The following is a 20,146-nucleotide window of genomic DNA, read 5'->3' as shown; positions in this document are numbered from 1 at the left end:
CCGCCGGGACAGAGCAACGGACGGAACCTTGAGATTTCATGATTTACGGCCGGTCGGGCCCCGCAATGGCGAAACCCCGACCGCGATAAATGAGGGGACACAATCCGTGCTCAACACTCTGCAGACCGAACGCGGCATCCGTATCGACGTCGACCGCAGCCGCGACCGCCTCCTCACCGATTTCGGCAAGGCCACCCTGGATGACCGTTACCTGCTGCCCGGCGAGTCCTACCAGGATCTGTTCGCCCGCGTGGCCGGTCACTATGCCGACGACACCGCCCATGCCCAGCGCATGTATGGCTATATCAGCAAGCTCTGGTTCATGCCTTCGACGCCGGTACTGTCGAATGGCGGCACCAATCGCGGCCTGCCGATCAGCTGCTTCCTGAACGAAGCCAATGACAGCTTGGATGGTATTCTGGGTCTGTGGAACGAGAATGTCTGGCTCGCGGCGCGCGGCGGTGGCATCGGCAGCTACTGGGGCAACCTGCGTTCGATCGGCGAAAAGGTCGGTCAGAACGGCAAGACCTCGGGCATCATCCCCTTCATCCGCGTGATGGACAGCCTGACGCTGGCGATCAGCCAGGGCTCGCTGCGCCGTGGATCAGCCGCCTGCTACCTGCCGATCGACCATCCGGAAATCGAGGAATTCATCGAAATCCGCCGCCCCACTGGCGGTGATCCGAACCGCAAGGCGCTGAACCTGCATAACGGCATCCTGATCTCGGACGCCTTCATGCGCGCCGTGGAGGCCGACGAGCAGTGGGCCCTGCTGAGCCCGCATGACCAGACCGTGCAGCGCAGCGTCTCGGCCCGCGCATTGTGGATCCGCATCCTCACCGCCCGCATCGAGACCGGCGAGCCCTACATCGTCAACATCGACCATGTGAACCGCGCCCTGCCGGAACATCACAAGCTGGCAGGCCTGCGGGTCAAGACCTCGAACCTGTGCAGCGAGATCACGCTGCCCACCGGTATCGACCACCATGGCGTGCAGCGCACGGCTGTGTGCTGCCTGTCGTCGCTGAACCTGGAATACTTCCATGAGTGGAAAGAACATCCGCTGTTCATCGAGGACTGCCTGCGTTTCCTCGACAACGTGCTGAGCGACTTCATCGCCAATGCGCCGGACAGCATGAGCAAGGCGCGCTACGCCGCCGAACGCGAGCGTTCGGTCGGTCTCGGTGTGATGGGCTTCCACTCCTTCCTGCAGGCCAATGGCGTGCCGTGGGAAAGCGTGATGGCCAAGGTGTGGAACCGCACCATCTTCAAGCATGTGAAGGAACATTCCGACGCAGCTTCGCGCAAGCTTGCCGAAGAGCGCGGCGCCTGCCTGGATGCCGCCGAATACGGCATCATGGAGCGCTTCTCGCACAAGATCGCGATCGCGCCGACCGCGTCGATCTCGATCATCGCCGGCGGCGCTTCGCCCGGCATCGAGCCGAACGTCGCCAATGCCTTCACGCACAAGACGCTGTCGGGCTCCTTCTCGGTGCGCAACAGCTATCTGGAAAAGACGCTGGCGCAATACGAGAAGAACGATGACGAAACCTGGTCGTCGATCACCACCAACGGTGGCTCGGTGCAGCATCTCGAATTCCTGTCGGATGACGAGAAGGCCGTGTTCAAGACCGCCTTCGAGATCGACCAGCGCTGGCTGATCGACCTCGCGGCCGACCGCACGCCCTATATCTGCCAGGCACAGAGCCTGAACATCTTCCTGCCGGCCAACGTGCATAAGCGCGACCTGCACCAGATCCACTTCCAGGCCTGGAAGAAGGGCGTCAAGAGCCTCTACTACTGCCGCTCGCTGTCGATCCAGCGCGCGGAGACGGTGTCCGGCAAGGGCGTGGCGGAAAAGACCACGACGAATGTGGTTTCGATCCCGCTGAACGGCAAGGTCAACGAAGGCGAGCGCCCGATGGGTGTCCCGCCGCAGGTGGAACTGCCGCTCGCCGCCATGGCGGCTGCCACTGCTTCGGGTGGTCCGCGCGAAGCGGTCGATTACGACGAATGCCTCTCCTGCCAGTAAGCTGACAGCGAGTTGGGGAGAAGATCAGCGGCCCGGGAGAAATCCCGGGCCGTTCTTCCTTTGCGGACTAGTGCAGCTTCAGCTCCTGCTGACTATCACCCTGCCCTGCTTCCCCGCCCTGGCTCTCTTCCCAGAGTTCGGAGGCGGCCAGCAGGGTGATTATCAGGCCGAGGCCGACATGGCAGGCTAGCGCTTTATGCGCCTCACCATAATCCAGCATCCAGCTCGACACGATCAGCCACAGACCAAGCCCGATCTGCAACCACTCTTCCCACGGCTCCAGATGCGCGATCGCGACCGCCGAGAGGACGATCACGGCACTGCCGACGATCACCGCATTCCAGGTCGGCGCGGCACTGGTGCTGAAATCCAGCAACCAGGGTGACGCCAGCACGGCAAGGCCGAGCAGGAGATCGGCCCAGTCCTGCCAGTGTTTCCTGGCCTGCCAGTGGCGGGACAGATAAGGTTTCAGCATGCGACACCTCCTGCCGGCAGCAGGAGCGACTTGCCATACCGACCTGTGCCGGCGGTTCGAGGCCCGAAAATCTTACGCGGCGTCGGGCGCGCCGCTCTGCCAGATTTCGATGGCCGCCACTGCGACCACCAATGCGCCGAGCCCGATATGGGCCAGCATTGCCATGTCATAGGCGGTGAAACCGATCAGCCAGGGCGACAACATCGCCCAGATGCCAAGCAGGCCGCTGATATAGGCTTCCCAGCGATCCAGCAAAGTGAGCGCAAGCGCCGAGAGCGCGCAGATCAGGCCGCCGATGATCACGGCATTCAGCGTGGCCCCTTCAAGGCCGGTGAATCGCAACAGCCAGGGCGACAATGCCAGAAGCAGGCCGAAAGCCATATTGGCCCAGTCCTCCCAGCGCCTGCCTTTCCAATGGCCTGCAACCAGCCCGAGATGGCGATCTTCCTGCGGATGGTGATGCGTGACATGGGCCATAACGATCCTCCTTCGGGCGGCATCGACGCTTCGATGCGGCGCGCTGAAAGGACATGCGATGGCGCTCTCCATGTGCGACATGGCACGGCTCAGCTTTGAAGACAGGGTCGCGCGGAACTGTGTCAATTTTGGGTCGTGCCGACGCCCGTGAAAGGCGCGGAAACCCGGTCAGAATCCGGGAATCGCCTCGGCCTTCACCCGCGGCAGCAGCTCAAAGGGCAGCATCGCATGCACCCCCTTGTTGCCATCGACCAGCTGGGTGATGCGTAGGTCGCAGCCGAGGCTGCAGAGCGCATAAGCATCGTTGGCGGCCAGACCAGCGATACTGACCAAAGCATCGATCATGTCTTCCAGTGCCCGCGTGGCGGCATCGTCCAGATCGGGATCGAAGGCCATGGTGATCAGATGGGTTGGTGTCACGGCGCGCGGACGCGGCAGCCTGCGCTCCTTGTGCAGCACGAAGGTGAAGTCGCCTTCCAGCGCGGTTTCCAGTGCCGTCAGATTCACCTCGCCGTCGCCCTGACAGGCATGGCCATCGCCGGTGGAGAACAGCGCGCCAGGGACGAAGACTGGCAGATACAACACTGTGCCGGGAATCAGTTCGCGATTGTCGATGTTGCCGCCGTATTCGCGTGGCTCGATGGTCGAGACGCGGCCGTAATTCGGCGGCGGTGCCACGCCCATCACGCCGAAGAACGGCCGCAGCGGCACCGTGGAGCCCCAGGGGCAGGCTGCCGTCATGGCATTGCGATTGATCGGAATCTGCAGAATACGCTGTTCGGGAAAGCGATGCGGCAGCGACCCGCGCAGCGGGCGGTTGGCATTCCAGCCCCAATCCTGGATCAGCCGCACATCGTCGATGCGCACTTCCAGCACGTCGCCGGGCTCAGCGCCTTCGATCGCCACCGGGCCGGTCAGGATATGGCCGGGCAGTACCGGCTTCAACGTCTCGACGATGCGGCGGTGTTCGGGCAGCACGGCCAGGCCGCTGCCCTGCGGTGGCAGGATATCGGGGCCGCCGGAAACGGTGCGGATGGTGACACTGGCGCCGGACGCCACGCTCAGCGCCGGCTTCAATGTCGCGTCGAAAAAGCCCCAGTGAACATTTTCGGGAGTCGGTTCAAGTCGATGATCGGTCATGGTCCGCGTCTGCCATCTGAAAGACGGCAACAGCCTAGCGAGGAAGCGGAGGCCTGCCTACCGGCAGCGCAGCTTCGCGGTCAGCCTGCGGCCAGACCGTCCTGCGGTGCAGGCTCCACCATGATCGGCGGCATCGCCTGATCCAGCGCCTGACTCTCACTGGCCTCACCCAGGCTCGACCATTCGATGCGCCAGCGGAACTGCGGCTCCTGCACCACCACATGCGCCTCGCCACGGCATTTGCGGGCGGAATGAACGGCCTGCTTCACGGCATGACTGCGCATCAGGAAACCACCATAGGTCCTGCCACGCACACGGACCCACCACATATCGTCTTCTGCTACGACAAAGTAATAGGTCGCCATGGTCCGGCCTCCCCGTTCTGACACCGCTTTGATCGGGGCCTCTAACGGAAGATGACGTCCGCCCGTTCCGTGATTATTTTTTAAAACGGAGGTTACAGATTTTGCCGCAATGCAGCAGAAGATCAGGTCTTCCTGTAACTGAAATAGGAGACGATCTGATCGACGGTTTCACCGTCTTCCGATAGCGGGCAATGCACATATTCCAGCGCTGTCATCCGATAGGTGAAGGGCATGGAAGGCGCACCGCGCCGGAGATAGGCGCAACCGGTTTCGACAACCTGCAAGCGGCTTTTCAGAATCACCTCGGCGCCGGGCAGATCAAGCAGCACCTCATCGACATACCGTTGCGCCAGTCGCACCGGCGACGCATCGACCAAATCCTGCCCCACCACCTTCATGCGTAATCGCACCTGCTGGCCATCGCGCTCCACCGCCGCCAGCGCCACGCCGGACAGCAGCCCAGGGATGGCCAACGGGTCGAACAGCCGGCGCGACGGCAGCCGTTCGGCAGGATGGATCGACAGCATGTAGTGAATGAACCGCGCCACGCCCGGCTGCTGCACCTTCGGCAAGAAATTCCGCAGCGTCGCGATGTTTCGCTGCGACAGGACGAGGGATTTGGGAGCGGCTTTCATGGCTAGGCTTATAGCCGATCTTCCCGCTGAGGGAGAGTTACGACTTGATAAGGTCACGCCAAGATAGATGCAGAATGCATAACCTGCGGACAGGCAGCGAATACGGAGGCATTCATGTTCAGCCATATCCAGGTCGGCGCGCGGAATCTGAATCGCATGATCGAATTCTATGACAAGGTGCTGCTTCATTTCGGGCTGGAGCGCCAACCCTTCGAGCCTGACGGCGGACCAGACGGAGCTATCTGGCAACGGCCGGGCCAGCGTTGGCCACAATTCGTCGTTCAACTGCCATTCAACGGCCTGCCGGCCACCTGGGGCAACGGCTGGCAGGTTTCTTTCGCCGCGCCATCACAGGAAGCGGTGCAACTGGCCTGGCAGACAGCGATGGCACAAGGCGGCAGCGACGAAGGCAAACCGGGCCTGCGGCCGCATTACAATACTGACTATTACGGAGCCTATTGCCGCGATCCCGAAGGCAACAAGCTCTGCTTCGTGCACGCCGCTGACCTCCCTTAGAGCGAAGGCGAGGTCGGCGCGCCGCGATGGCCGCGATAGCTGAAGAACGACACAATCTGGTCGATGGTCTCGCCGTCCTCGGCCAGCGGGCAATGCACGTATTCCAGCACCGTCATTTTGAAGGTGAAGGGCATGGTGGGTGGGCCCTGGCGCAGATAGGCAACGCCGGTGTCGAGAACTTTCTGTCGCGTGTCTACAATGACGGAGGCACCCGGCAGTTCGGCGATGATCTCGTCGAGATAGCGCTGGCCGATCTTCACGGGAGAGGCATCGATCACATCCTGTCCCACCACCTTCATCTTGAATCGCGTACGCGCGTCCTCGCGATGCACCGTGACCAGCACCACGCTGGACAGCAGACCGGGAATATTCAGTGGATCGAAGTCACCTCGTGACGGCAGCCGGTCTGCCGGATGAATCGACAGCATGTAGTGGATGAATTCAGCCAGACGCGCCGACTGCACCTGCGCAAGATGACTGCGCAGTGCCGCGATATTCCGCTGCTGCAGCGTCGGGGGCTTGAAAACGGCATTCATGCCGCCGGTCTAGCGGATCGTGGCTGACAAGAAGAGTTACGACTTGATAACCTCCGCATTCCCGGCGTGAATACCACCTTCACGTGCGGGTCACGCTATCCGATGCCAGACTCGGACCGGCTGCACTCCTGCAGGCCGACCCAGCCTGCTATTTTAAGCGGCAGGACCGGTGACTGCTGGTTTTGGTTGCCGTCCCCGAAGCAGTATTGCAGGATTCAGGCATGCCGTTTCGCGAAATACAGCAGCGGAAAGCCCGATCCTACCGACGCACCGCCGCCATTGCCCTCGCGGTGGCATGCGGCCTCTGCCTGGTCTTTGTCTTCTATCAGTACGATCGATATCACCAGGAGATCGCACGCGCCAAAAGCACCCTCACCAGCACGTCGAAGGTCGCCACCGAACACAGTACCCGCGCCTTTGAACTGATGGTGCTGGCGCTCGATGCCTCGGTCGAGGCTTACCGGGAGTATCTTTCCACCGCTATCACCACCCCGAAGAACCTGCAGGACGTTCTGATTCGCATTCAGCACAACTCGCCGATCTTCCGGAATATTGTCATTGCCGACGCCGACGGGAATGTCGTGGTCTATGGCCGCGATGCGGGCGCCCGCCCGATCAACATCAGCGAACGCGAACACTTCCAGTATCTGAAAACGCACGACACCGACCTTCCCTATATCGGGAAGACATTCAAAGACCTCAATAGCGGCCTCTGGTACTTCCCGTTCGCGAAACGCATCGAGGGGGCGAGCGGCGAATTCAGGGGTATCGCAATCCTGGTCGCCAACCCGCAGTATTTCTCGTCTTTCTTCAGCACATTCGTACTGGGCGAAGACTCCATCATCGGGCTGGCGCGGCGCGACGGCGTCATCATGTCCATTTCGCCCCTGAACGAACGCATCCTCGGCCAATCTCTGGCTGGCACTGAGGTCTTCCGGTCCTTCATCGCCAATCCCAGTGCCGTTGTGGATGCGCCCGGCGCCAGCGACGGGAAACCGCGTTTGGCCGCGGCCGGCCTGGTTTTTGGCAACAGCCTCGCTGTCATTGTCTCCGGTACCAAGGCGACACTGTTTGCCGACTTCTACCGGACGTTATATCTGGAAACCGGTCTCTTCGTTCTCCTGCTCGGCATGCTTGCCTTCGCCGGTCTTGTCGTTGCGAACCGCTTCCGCAACCGTGACCGGCTGGAACAGGGATTGTTCGAGGCGAACCGCGCCGCCGAGGCAGCCCGTGAAGAGGCAGACCGGGCCAATCAGGCAAAGTCTGAATTCCTGGCCATGATGAGCCATGAAATCCGCACGCCGATGAACGGCGTCATCGGATTTACCGAACTGCTGCTCCGGACCGAACTGACCGAGCGCCAGCGCGATTACGCTCAGACAGTGCGGGATGCCGCAGGCTCGCTTCTGGTCATCATCAACGACATCCTTGATTTCTCCAAGATGGAAGCCGGCCGTGTGACGATCTCACCGGAGCCGGTTGAAATCGACGGCGTCATCGACGATGCAGTCGCCGTGCTCAAGGCGACCGCCAGCGAGAAAGGCATTAAGATCCGGACGGAATTTTCGCCCGATCTGCCGGTCCTCGTTCTGGCCGATCCGGACCGGCTGCATCAGGTCATCACCAATCTGGCAGGCAATGCCGTCAAGTTCACGCAGAAGGGCGGCGTGACGGTCGCGTGCCAGTCCAGACCGACCAAGGCCGGCTGGGTCAGCGTGAAGATCGAAGTCCGTGATACCGGCATCGGCATCGCGCCGGACGCAATCGGCGGACTGTTCGAGCAGTTCAAGCAGGCCGACAGCACAATTGGCCGCCGCTTCGGCGGAACCGGCCTCGGCCTGGCCATATCGAGAAAGCTGATCGAACTGATGGGAGGGCGCATCGGCGTGACGTCGGAACTCGGCACCGGCAGCTGTTTCTGGTTCGAGATCGAAGTGCCGGTAGCGGCCCCGCCTGCGCAGCCCGCCGAATTGACGACCGCCGAACCGGTCAGCCATCGCCCGGCACATGCCCTTGTCGTCGACGACAATCCGGTGAACCGCCTGCTGGTCCAGACCATTCTGGAAGCGGCAGGGCACCAGGTCTCCCTCGCCGCAGGTGGCCAGGAGGCCATCGATCTCGTCACTGACAACAGTTACGATCTCGTGTTGATGGATGTGAATATGCCCCAGGTCGATGGCCTTCAGGCCACGGCACGCATCCGGGCCCTGCCCGATGGCAAATCCGGAATTCCGGTTCTGGCGCTCACTGCCAGCGCGCTGCCGGAGGAAGTCGACCGCTATACCAGTTCGGGCATGGACGGATATATCGCCAAGCCAGTCGATCCTGCGCGCCTGCTCGCCGCCGTCGCCCAATACAGTCGGGCGACCCGCTAGCCTGCAGCTGCGCAGCGCTGAATATGTGCAGCAAAGGCCTGCATGTATGTCCGCAGGAATTCCCTGGTCGACTCCACATTGACCGTGCCGTCATCGGCGATCAGGTCGGGCTTGAACGTGATGTAGCCTTCGGGCGAGTTCATCAGGCGCATGTTGCAATATCCCAGAACGCCTTTGAGATGCTGCTGGGCTACCGCGGTGCCGATGGCGCCGATCGATGCACCGATGACGGCGGCGGGCTTTTTATCGAAGGCATTCTTGCCATAGGGGCGGCTCGCCCAGTCGATAGCGTTCTTCAGGGCGCCGGGTATGGAGCGATTGTATTCGGGCGTGATGAACAGGATGCCATCGGCGCCATGGATCGCGTCTTTGAAGTCGACGGCGACCTTCGGATAATTCTTGTCAAAGTCGTAGCTGTAGAACGGCAGGTCTTTCCATGTGATTTCGACCATGGCGAAGTCCGCCGGTGCAAGCTTGACGAGGGCTTTCGCCAGTTTGCGGTTGATCGATTCCCGGGCCAGGCTGCCGATCACGTAACCGACGGTGAATTTTGCCATGATGCGCTCTCTCCGTATCGCTCAGGTGAAACAGGGGTGGCCTCAGCCGGGTTCCGTTCCGTCGCAGGCTAAGTTCGGTCCGCCCCGGCAGCTCACCGGTGACCTTCGTCACATTAATTTAGCTTGTGCACAATTTAATTGCCCGCTACCTTCCTCCTCACGGCAAACGCGCATCCCCGCCGCTGACACTGCCCCACAAGGAGAGAAACCATGTCCATCACCCCACTCTATACCACCTCCGCCACCGCCACCGGCGGTCGCTCCGGCCAGGTCAAGTCCGCCGACGGCATCATCGACATGACGCTGGCGATGCCGACGGAACTCGGTGGCCCCGGCAATGCCGCCAACCCGGAAACCTTTTTCGCGTCGGGGTACGCCGCCTGCTTCCAGGGCGCGCTCGGCCTGGTCGCCCGCAACCAGAAGGTCGCGCTGCCAGCCGGCAACACCGTCACGGTGACCATCGGTATCGGCAAGGACGAGACCAGCTTCGGCCTGAACGCGAAGATCGCCGTCAACCTGCCGGGCATGGACAAGGCCCAGGCCGAGGCGCTCACCGCCGCCGCACATCAGGTCTGCCCGTATTCCAAGGCGACCCGTGGCAATATCGAAGCCACGCTCGAAACGACCGTCTAAACTGCGACTCGCGCCGCCGGGGCACTGGCTCCGGCGGCGCCAAAACGCTCGTTGAAACCATGACCGCCGATCCGACCCTCAAGCTCGATAATCAGCTCTGCTTCGCGCTCTATGCCGCGTCGAATGCAATGACACGGCTGTATCGCGACAAGCTGGAGCCGCTCGGCCTCACCTATCCGCAGTATCTGGTCCTGCTGGTGCTGTGGGATCAGGATGGCGTTGCCGTGAAGGAGATCGGCCAGCGCCTGCATCTCGATTCCGGCACCCTCACCCCCATGCTCAAGCGTATGGAACAGTCCGGCCTGATCCAGCGCCGCCGCAGCAGCGCCGACGAACGCCAGGTCGACATCTTCCTTACCCCGGCAGGACAGGCCCTGAAGGCCGAAGTTCGCGGCGTGCGCGCCGAACTGGGCTGCCTGCTGCCGATGCCGGCCGCCGACATCGCCCGGCTGCAGGTCGAGATCCGCAGCCTGGCCGACGGGCTGATCGCGGCGAAAGACGAGTCATCCACAGCCAAGGCCGGCTGAGCGACCGAAATATCCACAGCCTGAGCCCCAGATGTAGGGGTTTGGACTTGCCGAGCCCCACCAGATATTGCGATAGTCCGACCCTCAGAATCAGAGTGAGGATCCCATGTCGCTGCTCGACTCCAAGCCGGTCTACAAGCCCTTCAAGTACCCGTGGGCTTACGAAGCCTGGATGACCCAGCAACGCCTGCACTGGCTGCCGGAAGAAGTGCCGCTCGCCGATGACGTGAAGGACTGGCAGAAGAAGCTGACGCCGGGCGAGAAGAACCTGCTGACGCAGATTTTCCGCTTCTTCACCCAGGCCGACGTGGAAGTGAACAACTGCTACATGAAGCACTACGCGCAGGTGTTCAAGCCTACCGAAGTGCAGATGATGCTGTCGGCCTTCTCGAATATCGAGACCGTGCACATCGCCGCCTACAGCCACCTGCTCGACACCATCGGCATGCCCGAAGAAGAATACTCGGCCTTCCTCCGCTACAAGGAGATGAAGGACAAGTACGACTACATGCAGCAGTTCGGCGTGAGCACCAAGACCGACATCGCCAAGACGCTGGCGGTGTTCGGCGCCTTCACCGAAGGCCTGCAGCTGTTCGCCAGCTTCGCGATCCTGATGAACTTCCCGCGCTGGAACAAGATGAAGGGCATGGGCCAGATCGTCAGCTGGTCGGTGCGCGACGAAAGCCTGCACACCAATTCAATCATCAAGCTGTTCCACACATTCCTGGAAGAGAATCCGGAAGTCTGGACCGAGCAGTTCCAGCGCGACCTGTACGTCGCCTGCTCCACCATCGTGGAGCATGAAGACGCCTTCATCGACCTCGCCTTCGAGATCGAGGGCGTGCAGGGCCTGACCGCGCAGGAAGTGAAGGACTACATCCGCTGGACCGCCGACCGCCGCCTGCTGCAGCTCAAGCTGCAGCCGATGTACCGGATCGAGAAGAACCCGCTGCCCTGGCTGGATGCGATCCTGAACGGCGTGGAACACACCAACTTCTTCGAAAACCGCGCCACCGAATATTCCAAGGCCTCGACCCAGGGCAACTGGGAAGACGCTTTCGCGTAATAACCAAAATCGTCATCCTCGGGCTTGACCCGAGGATCCCATTTTTCATCGACACCTGAAATGGGATGCCCGGGTCAAGCCCGGGCATGACATATTGCATGTCGATGACCTACCGCATCCGCCCTGCCCGTCCTTCCGAAGCCGACGCGATCCGCGCGATCGAACGCGCGGCCGGGCAAAGCTTTGCCACTGTTGGTTATCCCGACGTTGCCCAGCACGATCCCACGCCGGCGGCAGACCTGCGCGATGCCGCCACCGACGGCGCGCTGTTCGTCGCGGTCGGCTCAGACGACACCCCCGTCGGCTTCCTGCTCTGCACCGAGATCGACGGCGACCTGTATGTGCAGGAACTGGCCGTGCATCCCGATCATGCCGGCCATCGCCTCGCCGTACCGCTTCTCAAAGCCGCCGAAGACTTCGCGCGCAGTCTTGGATTGCCGGCGCTGTGCCTCACCACCTTCCGCACCGTGCCGTGGAATGCACCTTATTATGAGCGGCTCGGTTTCCATGTGTTGTCAGACAACCAGATCGGGCCGAGCCTGCGGCTGGTGATCGCGCGGCAAAAGGCCGCCGGACTCGACGTAGCCAATCGTGTGGCGATGCGGAGATACTTGCCGGCTTAGGCCAACAGGTCGATGAACTGGCCTTCCAGCTCCAGGCTGGTGCGCAGGATCTCGGCGCTGGCGCTGGCCTGCACTTTCGCAGTCTGCAGCGCCACGGCTGCCTCGGCCATGCTGTCGAGGCCGCCGCCATTCACCGCCTGCACGGCGCCCATCAGCATCTGGTCGGCCTTCTGCAGGCCGCTGAGCGAGGACGAGATCGCGGAGATCGAGGTCATGCCGGCAGCTTAGCCGTGGGTGGAATTTTCCTCAACCCTTTCAAAGTCATGCCGCTGTCGCTGGGCCGGAACATGGTTCAGGCGCTATAACTGCGGTGCCTCAACCAGAATCAGCCAGAAAGCCGTAATGTCCGCGCTGCCCGCCAATCCGCTGCTGCCCATCCCGATCACCCAGTACCGCGAAGGCAATACCGGCATCCCCTATGCCCATAGCCTCGACTCCGGCAAGCCCGGTCCGCATGTGGCGATCACCGCGCTGATCCATGGCAACGAGGTCTGCGGCGCCCATGCGCTCGACCTGCTGCTGCGCGAGACGTTCAAACCCGCCATCGGCCGGCTGACGCTGATCTTCTGCAACGTCGCGGCCTATACCCGCTTCGACCCCAATGAGCCGACCGCCTCGCGCTTTGTCGACGAGGATATGAACCGCGTCTGGGGCGACACTGCGCTGGGCAGCGAGCGCCGCTCGATCGAACTGGACCGCGCCCGCGAGATCGAACCGCTGCTGGCCGAGATCGACCTGCTGCTCGACCTGCATTCGATGCAGCAGCCCTCGCCGGCGCTGATGCTGGCCGGACCGCTGTCGAAGGGCCGTGAACTGGCCGCCAAGGTCGGCGTGCCGGCCACGGTCGTGGCCGACCAGGGCCACAAGGCGGGCTTACGCATGCGCGACTACGGCGGCTTCGGCGATCCGGCCAGCGCCAGGAACGCGCTGCTGGTGGAATGCGGCCAGCACTGGGAGCAGGCGAGCCGCGATGTCGCCATCGAGACGATGTTCCGCTTCCTGCATGCCGCCGGCCAGGCAACGGAGTCCGACCTGGCGCGCCACGGCCTGGCGCCGCGCCCGACGGCGCAGCAGAAATTCGTCGAGGTGACCGATGCCGTCACCATCGCCACCGAGACCTTCAGCTTCGCGCAGAGCTTCATGGGGCTGGAATCGATTCCGCAGGCCGGCACCGTGATCGCGCATGACGGCCCGACGCCGATCACCACGCCCTATGACAACTGCGTGCTGATCATGCCGACCAAGCGGCTGAAGCCCGGCCAGACCGCCGTGCGGCTGGGCCGCTATATCGCGGCCTGACGCGCGAGACCGGCGACGCATGCTGCGCAACCTCGCCTCCAGCCTGCCAGCCCTGCTGATCGGCGCGGCGGGCGGTGCGGTCTTTCTCATGCTGCATATGCCGCTGGCCTGGATGCTGGGGGCGATGTTCTTCACCGGCGTCGGCGTGCTGGCCGGCATCGACCGCAAACTCACCATGCGCGTCGAGCCCCGTCTGCGCACCGTGATGATCGTGATCATCGGCGTGATGCTGGGCAGCGCCTTCCGGCCCGAGATGATCGAGCGCGCCCGCGAATGGGTGAACCTGATCGTCCTGATGATGGCCTATATCCCGATCGTGACCACGATCTGCTATCTCATGTTCCGCCATCTGGCCCGGCTCGATCCGGTGACCGCCTATTTCTCGGCCGCGCCCGGCGGGTTGCAGGAAATGACCCTGGTGGGCGAGGCTTTCGGCGGCGACGGCCGCAGCATCATCCTGACGCATGCCTTGCGCATCTTCATCACCGTGATGACGGTGCCGGTCTATTTCCGCTTCGTGGAAAAACTCAACGTGCCGCCGATGGCGCAGGGGCCGCATATGTGGCAACTGCCATGGCATGAGGGCGCGCTGCTGGTCACCTGCGGCGCGGCCGGCTGGTATGCCGCGCGCTTCCTGCGCATCCCGGCGGCGCAGCTCGTCGGCCCGATGGTCGTCTCGGCGCTGGTGCATCTGGCCGGCTGGTCGCATGCCGCGCCGCCGCCGGAGCTGGTCGCCACCGCGCAGGTGGTGATGGGTGCGGCGCTGGGCTGCCGCTTCGTCGGCACGCCCCTGAAGGAAGTCGGCCGCATCGCCACTTACGCCGTGATCGGCACCCTGATCATGCTGGCGGTGGCGCTCGGCATGACCTTGAGTTTCGCGGCCTGGGCCGGCATCCCGACCGAGGCGCTGATGCTGGTGCTGTCGCCCGGCGGCATGGCGGAGATGAGCCTGGTGGCGCTCGGGCTGGGCGTCGAGGTCGCCATCGTCGCCAGCATGCATATTTTCCGCATCGCGGTGGTGGTGATCGCCGTGCCGCCGGTGTTCCGGCTGCTGGGCCTCAGGAAACCAGGCGCTTAAGCCAGTTTATCAAAGGTTTAGCCGGCGCTTGGGGCAGGTTTAGTCCGTCTTATAGCGTGCTTATTTGAGTCTTATTCCGTGCTTATATTTTCTTATTTTGGCTTAGCTGAGTCTTATTCCAGCGTCTAGCACCCTCACCCCAACCCTCTCCCGCAAGCGGGAGAGGGAGTAAGGCCGAACGTCCCTCTCCCACTTGTGGGAGAGGGAGGGGCCCGCGAAGCGGGAGGGTGAGGGTCTTCCGTCGGACACTGCCGGCCGAACAGGGCCGTTCAAAATTCGGAAAGCTGCATACATAAGAAAACTGCCAGAGACTGGCAGTGGACAGAGGGATTCACGATGGGCAAGAGCGGCACAGGATAATCTGGGGTACGCGCGACCGTTTTAAAGAGCGCAAGCGAAAAATTTCGATCGCATCACACCTGCGCCAGCGTGGACTGGCCGGCACCTTCCAGCTCCTTCACATGCTGCTGCAGCCAGTAAACATACTGGCGATAGTTCGAGGTGGTCTGCGTGCCCTTCGCGGCGTACAGCGTGGTTTTCTCAGCCTCGCCGCTCTGGATCAGCTCACTCATATATTCGATCTGGTACAGCGCCTGTTCACGCGTCAGCGACTGCACATTCGGGACGCTGCGGGAGTGGGCTTCGCGGCCTTTGAAATCAGCAGCAATCTTCCGGTCCTCTTCAGCCCAACGCCTGTCGGTCGCAGCCAGATCTGCCCTCGCCTTTATCGACGCGGCCCGGTCCTCGGGCGAACGGTCTTCCCATTTGGTATAGGAGAACGGCTTCGACTGTTTCGGGTCGGAAGGCGGAATCCAGTTCCGGTATGCCGAAAGCGAGATATCGGACATGACTACGCCTGCGCCAGCGTGGATGACGTTCCGCCGCCGTCCAGCGCTTTCACATGCTGCTGCAACCAGTAGACGTACTGGCGGAAATTCGAGGTCGTCTGTTTGCCGTCTAGGCTGGTGGAGAGAGTGTACTTCTCTTCCTGTCCGTTCCGGATCACTTCGCTGGAAAAATAAATTTGCGTCAACGCCTGTTCGCGCGACAATCCTTTAACATACGGTGCGCAGTAACTGTTGCTCTCCACCGCCTCAAGCTTGGAGCGCTCCTCCAGCTCTCTGCCCAATGCGCTCAGCGCTTGGGAACGTTCCCGCCCCTCAGCAACCCGCTGTTTGAATTCAGGGGACCAGTCTTCGTATTTCACCCCTGGTACATCAGTACGAAGCCTCTTTATCTCGCTGACGTAATCGGCAGGAAACGGACCGCCGGCGGTGCCCGTACTAACCGGCTCTGGCGTGACCTCACCCGCGCTATCCAGTCCCTTCACATGCTGCTGCAGCCAGGAGACATACTGCCGCGCATTCGTCGTGGTCTGCGTTCCGTTGCCGCTGAAAAACGGGACTCTCTCAGCGTCGCCGCTCCGGATCAGTTCAGACATCGATTCGATCTGCCGGAGCGACTGTTCGCGTGAAAGGCCTGCCACATTCGGGGCATGGCGACTCTGGACCTCTCCACCTGTCCGCATATTCTGGATCAGCTTCTTCATGTTGGCCATCTTCCGGTCATGCTCGGCAATGCGCGCATACATTTCCGCGTGGCGCGCCCTTATGGCGTCCTGCTCTTCCTGCGGCAGATCGGCAACATTCTTCGGCGCAACCCGCGGGATCGTCCGCTGCGCGGGAACTTGGTAAACCGCAGGTGAAACTGACGTGATGGACATTGCCGCCTCCATGGATCACCACCCATGGAAGCAAACAGCGGGCCAGTTGCAGCCGCCGTTATAAGATGCCGGGGTTCCGCGATTTCATACGTGAATACTCACGTCATTCGCATGGCGCTTCCTGCCGCGCGGCAGGAATGACCCGGTGCATGGTTAATCGCGCTTCACCATACTTGCGGAATCACGGCACCTTCTTTGTGATCTCCGGGATCGCGAAATCGAAATCGCAGCCGCGTTCGGCCTGCGTCACCGTGTCGAAATAGAGCTTGTCGTAGCCGCGCCGGCCCTCGCCGCTCGGCAGCGGCGGCAATGCGGCACGGCGCTTCGCCAGTTCAGCTTCATCGACCAGCAGGTCGATGCGGCGACCTGCGGTATCCAGTCTGATGCGGTCGCCCGTTTTCACCAGACCGAGCGGGCCACCGGCGGCTGACTCCGGCGCGATATGCAACACGATGGTGCCATAGGCCGTACCGCTCATGCGCGCATCGGAAATGCGCACCATGTCTTTCACGCCCTGCTGCGCCAGCTTTTTCGGGATCGGGATATAGCCGGCCTCCGGCATGCCCGGCGCGCCCTTCGGGCCAGCATTGCGCAGCACCAGAATATCGTCGGCCGTCACATCGAGATCGGGCAAGTCCAGCCGCGCCGCCATATCCGGCAGACTGTCGAACACCACGGCGCGGGCTTCATGCTGCAGTAATTCCTGAGTCGCCGCCGCCTGCTTGATGATGGCGCCATCGGGCGCGAGGTTGCCGCGCAGCACCGCCATCGCGCCGTTTTTATACACCGGCGCGGCCATGGTTTTGATCACGTCCTGCTTCCAGCTGGCCGGCATGGCGTCGATATTCTCGCCCAGCGTCCTGCCGGTGACGGTGAAGCAGTCGCGCTCGATCAGGGGGCCGAGTTCGCGCAGGATCGGCGTCAGCCCGCCGGCCTTATAGAGGTCTTCCATGTAATGCTGGCCGGTCGGCTTGAGGTCGACCAGCACCGGCGTCTCGCGGCCCATCCTGTCGTAGCCTTCGAGATCGACCTGAATGCCGCTGCGGCCCGCCATCGCGGTCAGGTGGATCAGCGCATTGGTGCTGCCGCCGACCGCGAGCAGCACGCGCAGGGCGTTGCGATAAGCGGCGGGCGAGAGAATTTTATCCGGCGTCAGGCCTTCGGCCGCCATCTGCACCGCGCGCGTGCCGGTCTGTTCGGCCAGCCGCCGGCGTTCGGCGTGGACGGCCGGCACGGCCGCGCCGCCCGGCAGCATCATGCCGAGCGCTTCCACGGCCAGCGCCATCGTGCTGGCCGTGCCCATCACGCCGCAGGTGCCGATGGTGGGCGCGAGTTCGGAATTGACCTCGTTGATTTCGGCATCGCTCACTTCGCCGGCGCGATAGCGCGCCCAGAAGCGGCGACAATCCGTGCAGGCGCCGAGCTTTTCGCCGCGCCAGGAACCGGCCAGCATCGGGCCGGTGACCAGCATGATGGCCGGCACATTGGCGCTGGCCGCGCCCATCAGCAGCGCCGGCACGGTCTTGTCGCAGCCACCGAGCAGGATCACCGCATCCATCGGCTGGGCGCGGATCATCTCTTCCGCATCCATCGCCATCAGGTTGCGCAGATACATGCTGGTGGGGTTGGCGAAGCTTTCCTGGATCGAGATCACCGGGAAGGGCACCGGAATGCCGCCGGCCAGCATCACGCCGCGCGACGCGGCCTCGATCAGGTCGGGCACATTGCGGTGGCAGGCATTGTAGCCAGAGTCAGTATCGACGATGCCGATGATCGGGCGTTCCAGTGCCTCGTCGGTATAGCCCAGCGCCTTGATGAAGGCCTTGCGCAGGAAGACGGAGAAACCCGCATCGCCGTAATTGGCGAGGTTGCGCTTCATGCCGGTTGCTGCGGGCTTGTCGCCTGAGACTTTGGGGGACTTGCTGGTCATGGCTTCACTCCGGAACAGGCGTCTGTTTTAGCGTGTCAACGCCCGCGCTGCCAGCACTCCCCCTCACTCGTCGTCCCCGCGAAAGCGGGGACCCAGTCGTCCCGTTGTTCTGGGTTCCCGCCTTCGCGGGAACGACGATAAATAGTGGCCCTAAACAAAGACCGTCATCCCCGGGCTTGTCCCGGGGATCCACGCCTTTTTTTAGACGTGGATGGCCGGAACAAGTCCGGCCATGACAATGGAGATTGTGACGCCCGCGCGCCCTACGGCGGCTTCTACAGCGGCTTCTGCGCCAGGATGAACAGGCGGCGGAAGGGAAACAGCGTGCGGCCGTCGGCTTCGCGCTGATAGGCATTGGCGATGCGGTTGCGGTAGTCGGCCTCAAACGCACTGCGCTCGGGCTCGTCCAGCATGTCGAGAAACGGCTTCAGCGCGGTGCCCTTGGTGAACTCCGCCACCGGATTGGCGCCCGACAGCACCTGCAGATACTCGCTCTCCCAGATGTCCAGCACGGCACAGCGCTCATGCAGCATGCGCCAGTAGGCCTGCGGCTCCGCCACCGGACGCCGCCGCAGATGCGGCTCCAGCCGCGCACGCCACGGGCCAAGCTCAATCGTGTCGACGATGGACGTATGCGAGGGCGCGCCGTAATTGCGCGGCATCTGGATCGCCAGCCAGCCGCCGGGCTTCAGCCCCTGCAGCAGGCCGGGGATCAGCGTGTCATGGCCATCGAGCCACTGGATTGCCGCGTTGGAGTAGATCAGGTCGACGGGTTCAGCCGGCAGCCAGGTGGCGATATCGCCCTCGACAAATTCCGCCGTGGGATAATCCTGCCGCGCTTTCGCCAGCATGGTGGCCGAGGAGTCGACGCCGATATGTTTCGCCTGCGGCCAGCGCTGCTGCATCAGCGGCGTGAGATTGCCGGCGCCGCAGCCAAGATCGACCACGGCTGTCGGTGCAACCAGCGGCACGCGCGCCAGCAGGTCGATGGCGGGGCGGAGCCGCTCGCCGGCGAATTTCAGGTATTGCGTCGGATCCCAGGACATGGACACTAGCCTATCCGGAGAAACGCACCTCGCAAGGCTGAAGTTATGAATTCTTCTCAAGTTCTGCTCGATTACGCTCAACAGGATTTCGCCGCGCCGCTGGAACTGGCCGGCATGGTGGTGAAGCCGGAACATATCGATGCCAACGGCCATATGAATGTCGGCTTCTACAATGTGATCTTCGACCAGGCGCTCGACAAATTCTTCACGCCCTTCGATCTCGACTGGAATTATGTGCAGCGCACCAACCTGAGCACCTTCGTGCTGGAGACGCATGTCTGCTATCTGCAGGAGGTGCTGGAAGGCGATGCCTTGCGCTTCACCTTCCAGCTGCTCGGCGCGGATGCCAAGCGCATCCATTATTTCATGAATATGTATCACGCCGAAAAGGGCTATCTCGCCGCCACCAGCGAACAGATCCTGGTGCATGTCGATCTGGCGACGCGCCGCTCCTGCCCCTTCCCGGAGCCGCAGCGCAGGCTGTTCGAGAATATGCTGGCGGGGCATGGCAAGCTGCCGAGACCGCCGCAGGCCGGGAAGAGCATCGGGATGGCGAAGCGGGGGTAAGTAGAAACAAAAAAATCGTCATCCCCGCGAAGGCGGGGATCCAGGCAGCGGAACGACTGGGTTCCCGCTTTCGCGGGAACGACGAATTTTCTGCTACGTCCCGATCTTGATCTCGACCTCGACAAACGCCATCGGCGCTTTGCCGGCGTTGATCACGTCATGCGCCACGCCCTTGGGCCGCGAATAGCTGCCGCCGGCCGGCATCTCGACGAAGCTCTCCGCGCCCTGCGGATCGACGATCTTCAGCTTGGCATCGGTGAGATAGGTCACCACATACGGATATTCATGCACGTGGAAGCCGGTGGCGGCGCCCGGTGAAAAATCCCAGCGCGTGACGCGCACGCGCTCGTCATCAACCTGGGTGGTGGGAACGGCGGAGTCCGTGGCCTGGCACATGATGTCTCTCCCTGCTCCCGCGATCCTAGCGGCGCAGCGGCGACGGACAAGCGCTGAATTGTCGGGGCGCAATCTCTGACCCCTTTGTCACCCGCGGGCTTGACCCGCGGGTCCCATTTAATGGGATGCCCGGATCAAGTCCGGGCATGA

Annotated in this window: 23 protein-coding genes; 10 read left to right on the top strand and 13 right to left on the bottom strand. The window is 62.6% G+C overall.

Annotation, left to right across the window (positions count from 1 at the left end):
• Positions 1-106 precede the first annotated feature (106 nt).
• Positions 107-2,032: a ribonucleoside-diphosphate reductase subunit alpha gene (locus tag CTR53_RS11155; RefSeq protein WP_290812946.1), complete on the top strand. Its 1,926-nt coding sequence runs from the start codon at positions 107-109 to the stop codon at positions 2,030-2,032.
• Positions 2,033-2,099: 67 nt separating this feature from the next.
• Here the strand turns inward: CTR53_RS11155 and CTR53_RS11150 are convergent, their stop codons facing one another.
• From CTR53_RS11150 to CTR53_RS11130, 5 genes are all read right to left on the bottom strand, one after another.
• Entirely contained in the window at positions 2,100-2,507 is a 408-nt protein-coding gene (locus tag CTR53_RS11150; RefSeq protein WP_290812943.1) for an SPW repeat protein, read from the bottom strand.
• Between the two features lie 72 nt (positions 2,508-2,579).
• Positions 2,580-2,984: an SPW repeat protein gene (locus CTR53_RS11145; RefSeq protein ID WP_290812940.1), complete on the bottom strand. Its 405-nt coding sequence runs from the start codon at positions 2,982-2,984 to the stop codon at positions 2,580-2,582.
• Positions 2,985-3,152: 168 nt separating this feature from the next.
• Entirely contained in the window at positions 3,153-4,124 is a 972-nt protein-coding gene (locus CTR53_RS11140) for an acetamidase/formamidase family protein (RefSeq protein ID WP_290812937.1), read from the bottom strand.
• A gap of 80 nt (positions 4,125-4,204) precedes the next feature.
• Complete coding sequence (locus CTR53_RS11135) at positions 4,205-4,489, bottom strand: hypothetical protein (protein ID WP_290812934.1); 285 nt, start codon at positions 4,487-4,489, stop codon at positions 4,205-4,207.
• A gap of 122 nt (positions 4,490-4,611) precedes the next feature.
• Positions 4,612-5,124, bottom strand: a complete 513-nt coding sequence (locus CTR53_RS11130; protein WP_290812932.1) for a hypothetical protein — start codon at positions 5,122-5,124, stop codon at positions 4,612-4,614.
• Between the two features lie 114 nt (positions 5,125-5,238).
• On the opposite strand from CTR53_RS11130, the gene CTR53_RS11125 reads away from it, so the two are divergent.
• The gene (locus CTR53_RS11125; protein WP_290812929.1) at positions 5,239-5,640 is read left to right on the top strand and encodes a VOC family protein; all 402 of its coding nucleotides are present in this window, start codon (positions 5,239-5,241) and stop codon (positions 5,638-5,640) included.
• Here CTR53_RS11125 and CTR53_RS11120 read toward each other — a convergent pair.
• Positions 5,637-6,176, bottom strand: a complete 540-nt coding sequence (locus tag CTR53_RS11120) for a hypothetical protein (protein ID WP_290812927.1) — start codon at positions 6,174-6,176, stop codon at positions 5,637-5,639. The two genes, CTR53_RS11125 and CTR53_RS11120, sit on opposite strands and share 4 nt — an antisense overlap.
• Positions 6,177-6,397: 221 nt before the next feature.
• Between CTR53_RS11120 and CTR53_RS11115 the strand changes: the two genes are divergently transcribed.
• The gene (locus CTR53_RS11115) at positions 6,398-8,551 is read left to right on the top strand and encodes a hybrid sensor histidine kinase/response regulator (RefSeq protein WP_290812924.1); all 2,154 of its coding nucleotides are present in this window, start codon (positions 6,398-6,400) and stop codon (positions 8,549-8,551) included.
• Here the strand turns inward: CTR53_RS11115 and CTR53_RS11110 are convergent.
• Positions 8,548-9,108 (bottom strand): NADPH-dependent FMN reductase, encoded by a 561-nt coding sequence (locus CTR53_RS11110; protein ID WP_290812921.1) that lies wholly within the window; start codon positions 9,106-9,108, stop codon positions 8,548-8,550. The two genes, CTR53_RS11115 and CTR53_RS11110, sit on opposite strands and share 4 nt — an antisense overlap.
• A 210-nt stretch (positions 9,109-9,318) precedes the next feature.
• Here CTR53_RS11110 and CTR53_RS11105 point away from each other — a divergent pair, with 210 nt between their 5' ends.
• The 4 genes from CTR53_RS11105 (at position 9,319) to CTR53_RS11090 (ending at position 11,957) form a co-directional block, all read left to right on the top strand.
• Entirely contained in the window at positions 9,319-9,741 is a 423-nt protein-coding gene (locus CTR53_RS11105; RefSeq protein ID WP_290812918.1) for an organic hydroperoxide resistance protein, read from the top strand.
• Between the two features lie 59 nt (positions 9,742-9,800).
• Positions 9,801-10,268: a MarR family winged helix-turn-helix transcriptional regulator gene (locus CTR53_RS11100; protein ID WP_290812915.1), complete on the top strand. Its 468-nt coding sequence runs from the start codon at positions 9,801-9,803 to the stop codon at positions 10,266-10,268.
• 106 nt (positions 10,269-10,374) lie between these two features.
• Positions 10,375-11,334 (top strand): ribonucleotide-diphosphate reductase subunit beta, encoded by a 960-nt coding sequence (locus CTR53_RS11095; protein WP_290812912.1) that lies wholly within the window; start codon positions 10,375-10,377, stop codon positions 11,332-11,334.
• Between the two features lie 98 nt (positions 11,335-11,432).
• Positions 11,433-11,957, top strand: a complete 525-nt coding sequence (locus CTR53_RS11090; RefSeq protein WP_290812909.1) for a GNAT family N-acetyltransferase — start codon at positions 11,433-11,435, stop codon at positions 11,955-11,957.
• Here CTR53_RS11090 and CTR53_RS11085 read toward each other — a convergent pair.
• Positions 11,954-12,172, bottom strand: coding sequence for a hypothetical protein (locus CTR53_RS11085; protein ID WP_290812906.1), 219 nt, complete (start codon positions 12,170-12,172; stop codon positions 11,954-11,956). The genes CTR53_RS11090 and CTR53_RS11085 overlap by 4 nt on opposite strands.
• Positions 12,173-12,299: 127 nt before the next feature.
• Here CTR53_RS11085 and CTR53_RS11080 point away from each other — a divergent pair, with 127 nt between their 5' ends.
• Both CTR53_RS11080 and CTR53_RS11075 read left to right on the top strand, forming a co-directional pair.
• On the top strand, positions 12,300-13,256 hold the full coding sequence (locus CTR53_RS11080; protein WP_290812904.1) for a succinylglutamate desuccinylase/aspartoacylase family protein: 957 nt from the start codon (positions 12,300-12,302) through the stop codon (positions 13,254-13,256).
• 19 nt (positions 13,257-13,275) lie between these two features.
• Positions 13,276-14,334, top strand: a complete 1,059-nt coding sequence (locus CTR53_RS11075) for an AbrB family transcriptional regulator (protein WP_290812901.1) — start codon at positions 13,276-13,278, stop codon at positions 14,332-14,334.
• 413 nt (positions 14,335-14,747) lie between these two features.
• Here CTR53_RS11075 and CTR53_RS11070 read toward each other — a convergent pair whose 3' ends face one another.
• The 4 genes from CTR53_RS11070 to CTR53_RS11055 all read right to left on the bottom strand — a co-directional run bounded on the left by CTR53_RS11070 (position 14,748) and on the right by CTR53_RS11055 (position 19,033).
• On the bottom strand, positions 14,748-15,182 hold the full coding sequence (locus tag CTR53_RS11070; RefSeq protein WP_290812898.1) for a hypothetical protein: 435 nt from the start codon (positions 15,180-15,182) through the stop codon (positions 14,748-14,750).
• 2 nt (positions 15,183-15,184) lie between these two features.
• Positions 15,185-16,057 (bottom strand): hypothetical protein, encoded by an 873-nt coding sequence (locus CTR53_RS11065; RefSeq protein WP_290812896.1) that lies wholly within the window; start codon positions 16,055-16,057, stop codon positions 15,185-15,187.
• A gap of 181 nt (positions 16,058-16,238) precedes the next feature.
• Entirely contained in the window at positions 16,239-17,987 is a 1,749-nt protein-coding gene (locus CTR53_RS11060; RefSeq protein ID WP_290812893.1) for an IlvD/Edd family dehydratase, read from the bottom strand.
• Between the two features lie 275 nt (positions 17,988-18,262).
• On the bottom strand, positions 18,263-19,033 hold the full coding sequence (locus CTR53_RS11055; RefSeq protein WP_290812890.1) for a methyltransferase domain-containing protein: 771 nt from the start codon (positions 19,031-19,033) through the stop codon (positions 18,263-18,265).
• Positions 19,034-19,078: 45 nt separating this feature from the next.
• On the opposite strand from CTR53_RS11055, the gene CTR53_RS11050 reads away from it, so the two are divergent.
• Positions 19,079-19,600, top strand: a complete 522-nt coding sequence (locus tag CTR53_RS11050) for a thioesterase family protein (protein WP_290812886.1) — start codon at positions 19,079-19,081, stop codon at positions 19,598-19,600.
• Positions 19,601-19,693: 93 nt separating this feature from the next.
• Here CTR53_RS11050 and CTR53_RS11045 read toward each other — a convergent pair whose 3' ends face one another.
• A complete protein-coding gene (locus CTR53_RS11045) occupies positions 19,694-19,996 on the bottom strand; it encodes a cupin domain-containing protein (protein WP_290812883.1) in 303 nt (100 codons plus the stop codon).
• Positions 19,997-20,146 lie beyond the last annotated feature (150 nt).

The organism is Ferrovibrio sp. (genome assembly GCF_002796975.1).
GTDB lineage: Bacteria > Pseudomonadota > Alphaproteobacteria > Ferrovibrionales > Ferrovibrionaceae > Ferrovibrio.
Note: the sequence above shows the minus strand (reverse complement) of the source record. Positions and strands in the feature narration are given on the sequence as shown.